We start from the raw sequence: 13,008 nt of genomic DNA, 5'->3' as shown, positions 1-13,008 counted from the left end.
ACAGCACCATTTTTTGTGGTTTATAATATCTAAATCATCCTACAGATTTTTCTCTACCAGTAGCAATCTCAGCCTCTTTTTCCGGTTGGACAACCTCATAGTTAAGATTTGTGTATAAACTTAGACCAGTACCTGCTGGGATAGGTTGACCAACTATGACGTTTTCTTTTAATCCTTTAAGTTTGTCAACTCTTCCTTCGATCGCAGCTTCAGTTAATATTTGTACAGTTTGTTGGAAAGAAGCTGCAGAGAGCCATCCTTCCCTCTCGAGTGAAGCTTTAGTTATTCTTAAAAGTCTTCTTTCAAATCGAATAATATTTTTAGGATTGATTAGGTACTTTTTAGAGGTTCCAACCAATTGGCTTGTACCGTCTTCAGTTTTAATTTCTTTATATTCTTCGTATACTTCTATTTCTTTGATACCTGCTTCTATTATATCTTTAATTATGTCTTCTGTTATAGTTGTTCCCTGGTCGTATATTTTGCTTTCTTCGTCATCGTTTTCCGAAGCAATAATTACTTTTTTTGCTAATTTTTTACCAATTACGATTTCTCTGTTTTTTTCAACTGATGAATTTTTATTTTTTATCTCTTCATTAATTTTTATAACTCTGTTGTATGGTACTAAATCTCCAGGCATATAATGTGTATCTCCGCCATCTATTACCTCAACTTTGTTGATCATTTGTCTAATGATAATTTCAAAATGTTTATCGTGGATGTCAACACCTTGTTCTGCATATATTTTCTTTATTTCACTCAAAAGATGGTTTGATAATTCGTCTACACCTAAATCTTTAAGTATTTTCCTTGGCTTTATGTTTCCTGAAGTCAATCTTTGGCCAGGTAGTACCTTATCTCCAATTTCGACTGAGGCCTTGGTTTTGTAATCCGCTTCGTAAATATCTAACTCTCCATCAGAGGTTTCTAAGATTATTCTTAGTTTTTTACCTTTTTTATTCTCTTCGTCTCTTTCTATTGCTTTAACTATGCCTTTTGATTTTGCAAAGATTCCTTCAGGACCTTTAGTCTTTTTTCTTGCTTCAAATAATTCTTCGGCTCTTGGTAATCCCTGAGTAATATCCTGTGCGGTAGCAATACCACCAGTGTGGAATGTTCTCATGGTCAACTGTGTACCCGGTTCACCAATCGATTGAGCAGCAATTACTCCTACAGCTTCACCGATGTTAACCAACCTATAATTTGATAGATCCATTCCATAACATTTTGCGCATATTCCTTCTTCGGCTTCGCAGGTTAAAGGAGATCTTATGAATATTAAAGGTCTTACTAATACTTTTTCAACTCCGTATTTATCTAGCATTTTTGCAGTTTTTAGATCAATTCTTTCTTGATATTTGAGAAGAGTAATTTGCTTGCCATCAACATTGATCTTAAGGTCTTCGCCTACATAAACTGCTGATTTATATGCTTTTACAGGTAATGATTGTATATTGCGTAATAATAACTCTTCTACGATTTCTTTTGTAATCTCTTCACCTTTTTTAATAAGGGTTTTATTGTCAATTATTACATCTTCTAGTGATTCATAAGAATAAATATTATTAGTCAAATCGTCAAAGTCTATTGTTTTTTCTTCGTATTCAAGGAGCTTTTTTACAGAAATTTCTTTATTGTAACTAGCTAGGGATTTTGCATCTTCTTCATTTAACATCAAATCTTTCTTATATTCTTTATGAGTTTTTTTATCCTTAACAGGATTGCCTGTTTCAGGATCTAAAACATCTTTAATTAATATTCTGCCAAATAGAAAATCTGATAGATTTTCAATTTTTGAACCGTCAGACCAAAGTTCTCTGGCTTCTATTCCTTTTTCAGTGCCACAATCATGTTCTGTAATTGTAATTGCTTGCGCAACATCCACGAGTCTTCTTGTGAGGTAACCTGCTGTAGATGTTCTTAAAGCAGTATCTGCGGACCCTTTTCTTGATCCATGTGTTGATGTGAAAAATTCTAGTTCTGATAATCCATTTTTAAAATTCGAGGTAATAGGCACCTCAATAATTTTACCAGATGGATCAGCCATTAAACCTCTCATACCAGCTAATTGTTTTAATTGATCTATGTTGCCTCGTGCTCCTGATTCTATCATCATCCATATTGGATTGAAAGGATATTTTCTATAAGTTTTAGCAGTCTCTTCTGTAACTTTATTTGTTGTATTTTCCCAAATTTGTATAATTTCTTTATATCTTTCAGTATCATTTAGATAGCCTTCTTCATATAATGATTCGATTTCTAATACCTGTTTTTTAGCTTCTTCTATTATTTCTTCTCTTTTTGGAGATAGTAGAACATCTCTTATAGATATAGTTAATCCCGATAGAGTTGAGTAGTGAAAACCGAAATCTTTTATGCTATCCAATAATTCTGCGGTTTTGTCAATACCATATTTTTCAAAAGTAGCAAAGATTAGATTTTTTAATTCTTTCTTATCCATCTTTTTAGAATAATTAATCAGATCTTTTGGTACGGCTTCATTGAATATAACTTTTCCTATGGTTGTCTTTACCATATTGTTGTTTTCATAACGGAAACTAATAGGTTCATGTAATGTGAAATCTGACTTTTTCCATTCTAAGTGGTCTTCATTGAGGTAAATATCAGAGTCAATTATTTTGAAGTATTCATAGGCATAGATGGCTTCCATACTATCAGAAAAAACATGTCTAACGAATCCATCCTTACCTATATCTTTTGGATTTTTAGGTAATTTTGTGCTTTCAAATTTGTCGTCTTCATGCATAGTCAAATAGTAAGTTCCCGCAATTATATCTTTTCCAGGCATAGATATAGGTTTACCATTTGCAGGAGATATAATGTTATACCTAGACAACATTAAGAATTTAGACTCTGCTTGAGCTATGTTAGAAAGCGGAATATGTACAGCCATTTGGTCTCCATCAAAATCAGCATTAAATGGAGGACATACCAAAGGATGTAATCTTATCGCATTTCCTTCGATTAGTTTTGGTATGAATGCTTGAATTGAAATCCTATGAAGAGTAGGTGCTCTGTTTAATAAAACAGGATGGCCTTTTATAACTTCTTCAAGGACTTCCCAGGCTTCAGGCATTTCTTTTTCTATTATTGTTTTTTTGAACTTTCTTGCGCTTTTACTTGCAGCATTTGAACCTTTAAGCAATTCTGCTAAAACAAAAGGTTTAAATAATTCTAGCGCCATTTTCTTAGGCAAACCACATTCATGAAGTTTTAAATCCGGTCCTACAGCAATAACTGCTCTACCTGAATAGTCGACCCTCTTTCCTAAAAGATTTCTTCTAAATCTTCCTTTTTTACCTTTTAACAGATCAGTTAAAGACCTAAGAGGTCTTCTGTTTCTGTCTGTCATAGGCTTTCCAACACGTCCATTGTAAATTAGGGAGTCAACGGCTTGCTGTAATATTCTTTTTTCATTTCTTACAATTATTTCGGGTGCATCCATTTCTAGAAGCTTCTTTAATCTGTTATTTCTGTTTATTACTTTTCTGTACAGGTCATTTAAGTCAGTTGCAGCAAACCTTCCACCTTCTATTTGGATTAACGGTCTTAAATCAGGTGGAATAACAGGGATTAAATTTGTTATCAGCCATTCGGGTTTGTTTCCAGAATTAATAAAATCGTTTACAAGTTTTAACCTTCTTAAAATTTTTAAAGCCTTTTGACTTTTCTTATCCAACTTATCTAACTCAGATTCTAGCCTTGCTTTCAGCAGCTCGAGGTCTATCTTTTTCAATAACTTTTGAACAGCTTCTGCACCAAATCCTGCTTCAAATTTTTCGTATTTGTTTATCTGGTAAATTCGTTCGTTATCTTCTTCATCTTTTGCTAAAACATCCTTGACGCCAAGTTCTAATAGCTGATTAAGCACATCTTGAGTAATTTTTAGACCTTTTTCAAATTTTTTCTCAGGGAAATCGATGTCTTCAGCTAATGTTTTATTTATTATTTTTTCTCTTTCTTCTTTTATTCTTGAATTCAAAATTTTCATTACTTCTTCATAAGCTCTTGCTTCGTCTTCAAGTAGAATATCACCTATTTTTTTACCAATTCTTTTGGCAAATCTTTTATCTAAATCGGTTATGACAACAATAGGAGTATCTCTTTCTATATCTCTTTCAACTTCTATTGTACCTGGGTAATATTCCATAAATAAAGAATATTCTTTTTGTGTTAGGTAATCGTCTTCATACAAAAAACGATCAGCTAAAGGTGTTCCTTTTTCAACTTGTTGGTCTTGTTCGACCATTATAGAAGCACCTTCAAAAACTGGATATTTTCTTTCAATACCCGTTTCGTCTTTGATAATTATCCAAGTTAGTTCACGTTCAGTTTCTGTCAACTCAGATTTAATATCAACTTTTCCACTTATATCAGCTACAGGCAACCCTTTAACTGAAGAGGTTTTAACAGCTGGCTCAACATGTATATCCAAATATTGTGAATAAATTTCATATTCTTTTTGATATAAAATCTCACCTGGATAATATCCTAAAGCATCATTTTCAGGACTGGTTAAAACTAAATAAGCTCTTTCTACCACTCTCTTTGAGCCATAATAAATGATATTTTCTAGATCCTTAACGCCTATGTTTAAAAGAATAGAAAGAATGGAAGGAGATGACTTAAGATACCAAATATGAGAAACAGGGGTAGCTAATTCCAGATGTCCCATTTTTCTTCTTCTTGCTTCTTTTGATTCTACTTTAACCCCACACCTTTCACAAACTGTGCCCTCATATTTTTTACCTTTATACTTTCCACAAGCGCATTCGTAATCTTTTGTAGGTCCAAATATTTTTTCGCAAAATAAACCGTCTTTTTCAGGTTTTCCTGTTCTATGATTTAAAGTTTCGGGTTTTGTAACTTCACCATTAGAATTTGCTAGAATTATTTGTGGTGAAGCAACCCCAATCTTGATTTTAGCAATTTTTCTTTGAAAGGAAGAAACATTCGCCATTAAAAATTCACTCCTTGAGGATTAATTTTCTCTGCTGCTTGGAGCATGAAATTAACCGTATCCTACTAAATAAACGACATAATCTAAATTTTATCAATGTCTAATTCATTACCTTCTTCATCATATATCTTAATATCAAGCAACAAACCTTGTAACTCTTTTACTAAAACTTTAAAACTTTCAGGTATACCTGGTTCAGGCAAGTTTTCACCTTTTAAAATTGCTTTGTATACCTCATTTCTCCCTCTAATATCATCAGATTTATAGGTGAGCATTTCATTAAGTGTGTGGGCTGCTCCATGAGCCTCTAAAGCCCAGACTTCCATCTCACCAAACCTTTGCCCTCCAAAATGAGCTTTACCTCCTAAAGGTTGTTGATGAATTAACGAATATGGTCCTGTGGAGCGGGCGTGAATCTTATCTTTAGCTATATGAGAAAGTTTAAGCATGTACATAGAACCAATAGCTACAGGAAAGTCAAAAGGTTCACCAGTTCTACCATCTCTTAATACTATCTTTCCTGTGGGATAATCTTCATCTTCTCCTAAATCAAGACCTTTCTCCTTTCTAATTTTATGAAGTTCATTCATTATTTCATCTTCTGTGGCTCCATCAAATATGGGGGATGCGTAATAATCGTTGGTTAGCATCGAAAGCCAGCCTAAATGTAACTCTAGAATTTGCCCTATATTCATACGAGATGGAACACCTAATGGGGATAAGAGCATTTGCAAAGGTGTACCATCGGGCATAAAGGGCATGTCTTCTTTGTTTAAGATAGTAGATATTACACCTTTATTTCCATGCCTTCCAGCAAGTTTATCCCCAGCTTCAAGAGTTTTCTTGGTTGCTATGAAAACCTTAACATATTTATTAACACCTATCTCTAAAGAAGGAATATCTTTTCGATCAAAAACTTGAACGTTTATTACCCTACCTTCAACTCCATGAGGCAAGGTTAAAGAAGTATCTTTTACGTCTCTGCCTTTATCTCCAAAGACTGATTTAATAAGCTTTTCTTCAGGAGAAGTGTCTGATTCACCCCTTGGAGTAACTTTACCTACCAAAATATCTCCAGAAGAAACATAAGATCCTATTTTAACAATTCCGTCTTCATCTAAATTTCTTAATAAATCTTTTTTAACATTAGGAATGTCTGCTGTAATTTCTTCTGGTCCTAATTGTGTATCCATAGCTTTAGTTTCATATACTTCTATGTGAATAGAAGTAAACGTGTCATTTTCTAACAATTCTTCACTTACCACAATGGCATCTTCAAAATTATAACCTTCCCAAGATATAAATCCAACTAAAACATTTTTTCCTAGGGCAAGTTCTCCCATATCCATTGAAGGGCCATCAGCTAAAGGATCGCCTTTCTCAACAATCTCGCCAAGGTTTACTAATGGCATTTGGTTTATACACATGTCTTGGTTAGATCTTACATATTTCATCAGAACATATTCATCTTTAACAATTTTACCTTCTGAATCTATTATAGGTTCATCTTTATCATTTAATCTAGAAATTACTATTTTTCTGCCATCGACATAATCGACAATTCCACGATGTTTAGCAAGAATTAAATATCCTGAATCTCTTGCTGCTAACCATTCTACACCTGTACCAACAAAAGGCGCCTCAGTTTTTAAAAGTGGAACGGCTTGTCTTTGCATATTAGAACCCATAAGAGCTCTATTGGCATCATCATGTTCTAAAAATGGTATCAGAGCAGCTGATACAGAAGCTATTTGTTTAGGAGTAACAGAAATGTACTCTATTTCATCTCTGTGGAATAGCGATACTTTTCCTAGAAATCTTGCTTCAACATATTCTGTAGCAATGGTACCATCTTTATTAACTTCAACGGATGCTGGAGCAATTTTATGAAGTTCTTCTTCGTCTGCAGTTAAGTAAGTTACTTCTTGATATTGTATTTTTCCTTTTTTCACTTTGTAATATGGAGTGGTTAAAAATCCGTATTCATCAACTTTTGCCAGAATTGCTAGAGAGGTAATAAGCCCAATATTAGCGCCTTCTGGTGTTTCAATTGGACACATTCTACCATAATGTGAGTGATGGACGTCTCTAACTTCAAATTTAGCGTGCTCTCTTTTTAAACCGCCTGGACCAATTGCTGATAATCTCCTTTTATGTGTTAATTCAGCGAGGGGATTCACTTGGTCAAGGAACTGAGATAGTTGACTGGTTGCAAAAAACTGATGAAAAGCTGTCATTATTGCTCTAGAGTTTATTAAAGATTGAGGGTTTATTTTATTGATAGATTGAGCAACAGCAACTTTTTCAGGAATATGTTGAACAATTTTAGAAAAAGCTCTTTCAAATTCGACTTGCATAAGTTCGCCAACTGATCGTACCCTTTTGTTACCAAGATGGTCTCTCGTATCCAAACCTTCTGGCCTTTCTGGTAACTTTAATAAATAACGAGTAGATAATATAATATCTAATTTTTCGATAGCAAAAGAATTAAAAGGATATTTTATCTTTTCTTCCATGTCTTGAGTAATTTCTTTATTTTCTACTTCTTTGAGATATTCAATATATGCACCTCTGAGTTTTGTCTGTACTTTTTGTCTACCAATGTCCGAAAAATCGAATTTTGAAGGGTTAAAATACATGTCTTCAATTTCTTCTTTAGCTTTTTGAGGTCTTGGAATTTCTGTGGGTTTTAATTTTGAATAAATTTCTTTGTATGCATCTAGTGGAGTCACGATGCCATCTTTTTCATACCTCTTTTTCATTCTGTCTAAGGTTATTTGGGCAACTCGATTACATACGGTGACCATTTTTACATCGTTTTCTTTTAATATATCTAGAACTTCAGAAAGTCGCATTCCCAGTGTGGATTTTCTTGCCGGGTCAAGCTTTTCAAGTTCTTCAAATCGCAAGTCAGATAAAACAGTGCAATCAATATAGGAAGAAACCTCAATGTCATCTTCTAAATTTATCCTTTCAGGAAATAATTTGAGAATGTCCAAATCACTTTCGTATCCCAAAGCCCTTAAAAACAAGAAAAGATTAAATTTTCTTTTTCTATCGATTCTTACTTGAAGAATTTCTTTGTTAGGGTTGTAAAGTATTTCCAACCATGCACCTTTAACAGGTAGAAAATGAGCAATAAACATTTCTTTTGTGGTATCTGTTTCTTCTTCTTTTATAAAATAAATCCCAGGAGAACGTACAAGTTGATTCACTATTACTCTTTCAGCTCCGTTGACTATAAAAATACCTCTGTCAGTCATATACGGAACATTGCACAAAAACACGTCATCCTTTTCAATGATTTCGCCTGTTGAGGTATCTGTAATTCTAACACTTAAATAGACTTTAGCAGCGTAAGTTAAGCCTTTATCGCGACATTCGTCTTCACTTACAGTTGGCTTTTCGTGTCTGCAATCAAAAAAATCAACTAAAATATCCTTACTTTTTTTTCCGGTAGATTTTACAGATACTTGGATAGGCATGTAACTTTTTATGCTCTCTAACAATTTACGGTTTAAAAAATCATCAAAAGAATCTTTTTGTATTTTGACTAAATCTTCGTATAAATCAGAATTTTCAGGAACTTTCCCGAAAAATTTCCTATACCTTTTACCTACTTTCCTAGTGATAGTATTCAAAAACAACCACCTCGGCATATGAAAAATATTTCTTACTAAATCAAGCAGCAAAATTCGCATTAGACAAAAAGTCCAATGCGAATTCAATTATATCGTTTTTTCTTGAAAATCGTGTTAAAATATTAGTTAAATTATTTAATTTCTACTTCTGCTCCAGCCTCAACTAATTTCTTTTTGATTTCTTCTGCTTCTTCCTTGGGTACCCCTTCTTTTATTTTTGCTTCAGGTGTACCAGCTTTTTCTACTAAGTCTTTAGCTTCTTTTAAACCTAATCCGGTAATTTCTCTAACAACTTTAATTACGCCAATTTTTTGTTCTCCAAAGCTTTTTAAAATTACATCGAAAGAACTTTTTTCTTCTTCAGCTGGTTGACCTGCCGCTACGCCTGGCATAGCTGCTGCCATTACTGGAGCAGCTGCGGATACTCCAAATTCTTCTTCAAGAGCTTTGACTAATTCAGCAAGTTCTCCAACGGTCATTTTTTTGATTTCATTAATGAATTCCTCTTTTGTCATCTACCATACACCTCCAAATTTACTTATTATCTTTTATAGCGTTTAAAACATAAATAAGGTTTCTAATGTTGCCGGCTAAGGCATTAACTAAACCAAATATAGGATAATTTACGCTTCTAACAAGCATAGCATATAATTCTTGCTTAGAAGGCAGTTTAGCATATTCATTAGCTTTTTCAGAATCTATTATTTGGCCTTCTAATATTCCACCTTTAATAAAAGGTAAGCCTTTTTGGGAATCAGAAAATTTTTTGACAAACTTTAATACTTCAATTGGATCTACATTTTTAGCGGATAAGACAGCTGTTGGTCCAGTTAAAAAAGGTTCAAACTCATCTTCGGATTTTTTCGATAATTTGATAGCTGTTTTTAACAAAGAATTTCTATAGACTTTATAGATAACATCTTCACCAAAATTGTTATATAACTCCATCCTAAACTGATGAGATAAGGGAACATTCATACCAGTAAAGTCAATGAAAAGTATTAAATTAGCTTTTTCCAAAGCATCTACGAAGTCCTGAATCAAGCCTTTCTTTAGTTCTTTGGTTAACAAAAAGAACACCTCCTCATAAAAAAAGCGGCACACGGCCGCGGACTATAAAAGAAATAAATGTAATATTCATCTATTTATTTCTTTATTCCACGTACCTCTGTAGGCGAGCATTATACTCTTTATCTTTCTTAAAAGACCCACTTTCTTTGGTACGCATTATTGAAAAAATAAATTGTGTAAATAATTAAATTATCTAATTACGCTACTTTAATCTCACCAAGAGAACTTAAATCTATAACTATTGCAGGACCCATTGTAGGACTTATAGTAGCTTTTTTTATAAATTTTCCTTTTGAACTCTCAGGCTTCATTTTGTTGATTTGTTCAAGAGCAGAAAGAATATTTTCTTTAAGAGCTTCATTGTTAAAGGAAACCTTCCCCACTGGCACATGAATGTTTCCTGTTCTGTCATTTCGAACTTCCACTTTTCCAGCTTTAAATTCTTTCACGGCTTGGGCTATATCTTCAGTAACAGTTCCAGCTTTTGGTGAAGGCATTAGTCCACGAGGACCTAGGACCTTACCAAGTCGAGCAATTTTACGCATCATATCTGGAGTGGCTATAGCTACATCAAAATCTGTCCATCCTTCAGAATTAATTTTCTCGATTAAATCATCTGAACCCACATAATCTGCTCCTGCTTGACGTGCCTGTTCGGCCTTTTCACCTTCTGCAAATACCAAAACTCTTACACTTTTACCTGTACCATTTGGCAGAGATATTGTTCCTCTAACATTTTGATCAGTTTTTTTGGGATCTATTCCTAAAACTATATGTAGTTCGACCGTTCCATCAAACTTTGTATAGGAAACTTTTTTAATAAGTTCTATGGCTTCTTCAATATTGTACGTTTTCGTTTTGTCAACCAACTTTGATACTTCTTTATATTTTTTACCTCTTTTTGGCATGTCTTATTCTCCTCCCTTTCTAGCCTTCGACTATTTCTATTCCCATATTTTTTGCTGTTCCGGCTATAGTTTTCATGGCAGCTTCTATATCTTTAGCAGTTAGGTCCTTCATTTTAATCTCAGCAATTTCTCTTAGCTGAGATTTTGTGATTTTCCCGACCACTTCTTTTCCGGGTTCTTTCGCTCCAGATTTTACGCCAGCTGCTTTTTTGAGTAAAAATGAAGCGGGAGGAGTTTTAACTACAAAGGAAAAAGATCGATCTTCATAAACAGAAATCTCCACAGGTAATAAAGTTCCTGCTTGATCAGCTGTAACGGCATTAAATTTTTTACAAAATTCCATCAAATTTACTCCATATTGACCTAATGCCGGTCCGACTGGAGGTGCAGGAGTTGCTTTACCTGCTTCTAATTGTAGCTTTACTACTCTAATAAGTTTTTTTGCCATTCTATCGTACCTCCTTGTGGTATATCGGGAAAAATCCCTCCCACTCACGTTATATTAATATTAATCAATTATTTTTTCTATTTCACTTAACGAAAGAGTAACGGTGGTTTCTCTTCCAAACATACTTACTCCAACTTTAACTTCTTGTTTTTCTAAATCGATAGCCTTTATCTTGCCTGTAAAATATTCAAAAGGTCCACTAATTATTTTTATATGTTCACCAATTTCAAAATCAGTTCTAATTTCTTGAAGCTTTTTCTTTTCAAATGATTCTTCTCCTATCAATCTCAATACTGCGCTAATCTCATTCTTTTGAAGTTTAACAGGCTTTCCACCAATATTTAAAAAGGTTGAGACATAAGGAATTTTCTTTATTGTATCTTCAACTTCTTTAGTGTACATCATTTCTATGAAAACATATCCTGGAAATAAATTTTTCTTTTTTGTTTTTATCAATCTAATCTCTTTAATTAGTGCGGTTTCTCGTATATCAACTCTTCCCGCAAATTTTGCTCTATATTCTTTAGCATCACCAATTATTTCCTCAGGTTCCACAATTGTTCCAACTTTATAAATATCTGATTTAAATGTTTCTTTTGGAACTATATATACTTCATTTTCACCAGATTCAGATTGAACTATTACTCTTTTAACCTTATCTATACTAACAATTTCACCATCTACATCACATTCATATTCAAAATTTTTGCTGAGTGGAGTTCCAGAAACAACCTTTTTTCCTACTCTTAAACCTGCTATTACACCAACACTTTCAGGTATAAGGAAGGTTTTTGAATATTTTTTACCTTCTGTTTCCACCATAATCTTTCGATAATTTTTGGCTTCAACAATTTTACCTTTTGATTTGATCTTTATAGCTGGTTCTTTAGCTAGTAAGTCTCCCTTTTTTACATCTTTACCCTTTTTAACAAACAACTCAGCATCTTTAGACACAAACATCCTGTCTATTCGTCTATTAGTATAATTTAATTCTTCAATTTCAGGAATAACTATTTTTCCAATATACTTATCGTATCCGAGATTTTTCACTTTCTCTTCAATGTTTTCTTTGACTTTGTTTTCCATACCAGAATATACTTGCAAAACATACCATTCTTTACGCATCTTCTAAAAAATCACCACGTTTTTAAATTTGATTTATTAACTTATTTATCAACTAATCGATTTAACTAAGGTGAGGGAGAAGCTGGAATACCTAAGAAAAAAGGATAAACCAAATGTGTAAAAAATTGAACTAGCCCGAAATCAACAAGAAACAAATAAACAGAGACAACTACCAGAATAACTAAAACTACCAATGTAGAATTTAGTAATTCTTTTTTTGTTGGCCATTTAATTTTTTTTGCTTCCTGCCACACAGATGTTAGAAAAATCCAAAATTTTGACATATAAAACACTCCTACTTTTTGAAATATGTGCCAAAATCAAAATTAAATCTTTGATTCAACATGTAAGGTATGTTTACGACACTTTGGACAATACTTTTTTAATTCAATTTTGTTCTTGAAGTTTCTATTCTTTGTCTTATAATAGTTTCTATTATTACATTCTGTACATTTTAACGAAAAGTTGATAATAGGAGTCTTTGCTGCCATAATTTCACCTCTCTTGTTAAATCACATGTATATTGGTGGTGAGGGAAGGATTCGAACCTTCGAAGGCAATCTGCCAGCGGATTTACAGTCCGCCCCCTTTGGCCTCTCGGGCACCTCACCAAATCAACATAATAAATTGTTTATAACTTGGAGCCGATGAAGGGACTTGAACCCCCAACCTGCTGATTACAAGTCAGCCGCTCTGCCAATTGAGCTACATCGGCATGAACATTATTCAACTGCAAAAGATTATATCAAACCAGTGTGCAATTGTCAATTGCATTTGAGTTAAGAAAAGATTAAGATGAATATACTATGTCAAACAAGTATCAGAAAAGCTAAT

General features: G+C 33.4%; 9 protein-coding genes and 2 tRNA genes. All 11 read right to left on the bottom strand.

All coding sequences use genetic code 11. The features are described 5' to 3' along the window. Positions 1–34: 34 nt before the first annotated feature. The 11 genes from DTL3_RS01810 to DTL3_RS01765 all read right to left on the bottom strand — a co-directional run bounded on the left by DTL3_RS01810 (position 35) and on the right by DTL3_RS01765 (position 12,889). Positions 35–4,981: a DNA-directed RNA polymerase subunit beta' gene (locus tag DTL3_RS01810; RefSeq protein WP_045087273.1), complete on the bottom strand. Its 4,947-nt coding sequence runs from the start codon at positions 4,979–4,981 to the stop codon at positions 35–37. An 83-nt stretch (positions 4,982–5,064) separates the two neighbouring features. Beyond that, entirely contained in the window at positions 5,065–8,640 is a 3,576-nt protein-coding gene (rpoB, locus tag DTL3_RS01805) for a DNA-directed RNA polymerase subunit beta (protein ID WP_045088539.1), read from the bottom strand. 113 nt (positions 8,641–8,753) lie between these two features. After that, positions 8,754–9,137, bottom strand: a complete 384-nt coding sequence (rplL, locus tag DTL3_RS01800) for a 50S ribosomal protein L7/L12 (RefSeq protein WP_045087272.1) — start codon at positions 9,135–9,137, stop codon at positions 8,754–8,756. Positions 9,138–9,156: 19 nt separating this feature from the next. Next, on the bottom strand, positions 9,157–9,702 hold the full coding sequence (rplJ, locus tag DTL3_RS01795) for a 50S ribosomal protein L10 (RefSeq protein ID WP_231854026.1): 546 nt from the start codon (positions 9,700–9,702) through the stop codon (positions 9,157–9,159). A 188-nt stretch (positions 9,703–9,890) separates the two neighbouring features. After that, entirely contained in the window at positions 9,891–10,601 is a 711-nt protein-coding gene (rplA, locus tag DTL3_RS01790) for a 50S ribosomal protein L1 (protein WP_045087270.1), read from the bottom strand. A 19-nt stretch (positions 10,602–10,620) separates the two neighbouring features. Further along, on the bottom strand, positions 10,621–11,049 hold the full coding sequence (rplK, locus tag DTL3_RS01785; protein WP_045087269.1) for a 50S ribosomal protein L11: 429 nt from the start codon (positions 11,047–11,049) through the stop codon (positions 10,621–10,623). A 60-nt stretch (positions 11,050–11,109) separates the two neighbouring features. Beyond that, entirely contained in the window at positions 11,110–12,174 is a 1,065-nt protein-coding gene (locus tag DTL3_RS01780; RefSeq protein WP_045087268.1) for a transcription termination/antitermination NusG family protein, read from the bottom strand. A 65-nt stretch (positions 12,175–12,239) separates the two neighbouring features. Continuing rightward, complete coding sequence (gene secE / locus DTL3_RS01775) at positions 12,240–12,458, bottom strand: preprotein translocase subunit SecE (RefSeq protein ID WP_045087267.1); 219 nt, start codon at positions 12,456–12,458, stop codon at positions 12,240–12,242. A gap of 42 nt (positions 12,459–12,500) precedes the next feature. Continuing rightward, positions 12,501–12,665: a 50S ribosomal protein L33 gene (gene rpmG / locus DTL3_RS09370; RefSeq protein WP_084217088.1), complete on the bottom strand. Its 165-nt coding sequence runs from the start codon at positions 12,663–12,665 to the stop codon at positions 12,501–12,503. A gap of 33 nt (positions 12,666–12,698) precedes the next feature. Beyond that, positions 12,699–12,785: transfer RNA gene (locus DTL3_RS01770), tRNA-Tyr, on the bottom strand. Between the two features lie 28 nt (positions 12,786–12,813). Then, positions 12,814–12,889: transfer RNA gene (locus DTL3_RS01765), tRNA-Thr, on the bottom strand. Positions 12,890–13,008: the final 119 nt, after the last annotated feature.

This window comes from Defluviitoga tunisiensis, from assembly GCF_000953715.1.
Lineage (GTDB): Bacteria > Thermotogota > Thermotogae > Petrotogales > Petrotogaceae > Defluviitoga > Defluviitoga tunisiensis.
Note: the sequence above shows the minus strand (reverse complement) of the source record. Positions and strands in the feature narration are given on the sequence as shown.

Coding starts and splice junctions, on each gene's coding strand:
- rpmG (WP_084217088.1), bottom strand. CDS start 12,665: ATGGCAGCAAAGACTCCTATTATCAACTTTTCGTTAAAATGTACAGAA.
- rplK (WP_045087269.1), bottom strand. CDS start 11,049: ATGGCAAAAAAACTTATTAGAGTAGTAAAGCTACAATTAGAAGCAGGT.
- secE (WP_045087267.1), bottom strand. CDS start 12,458: ATGTCAAAATTTTGGATTTTTCTAACATCTGTGTGGCAGGAAGCAAAA.
- DTL3_RS01780 (WP_045087268.1), bottom strand. CDS start 12,174: ATGCGTAAAGAATGGTATGTTTTGCAAGTATATTCTGGTATGGAAAAC.
- rplA (WP_045087270.1), bottom strand. CDS start 10,601: ATGCCAAAAAGAGGTAAAAAATATAAAGAAGTATCAAAGTTGGTTGAC.
- DTL3_RS01810 (WP_045087273.1), bottom strand. CDS start 4,981: ATGGCGAATGTTTCTTCCTTTCAAAGAAAAATTGCTAAAATCAAGATT.
- rpoB (WP_045088539.1), bottom strand. CDS start 8,640: ATGCCGAGGTGGTTGTTTTTGAATACTATCACTAGGAAAGTAGGTAAA.
- rplL (WP_045087272.1), bottom strand. CDS start 9,137: ATGACAAAAGAGGAATTCATTAATGAAATCAAAAAAATGACCGTTGGA.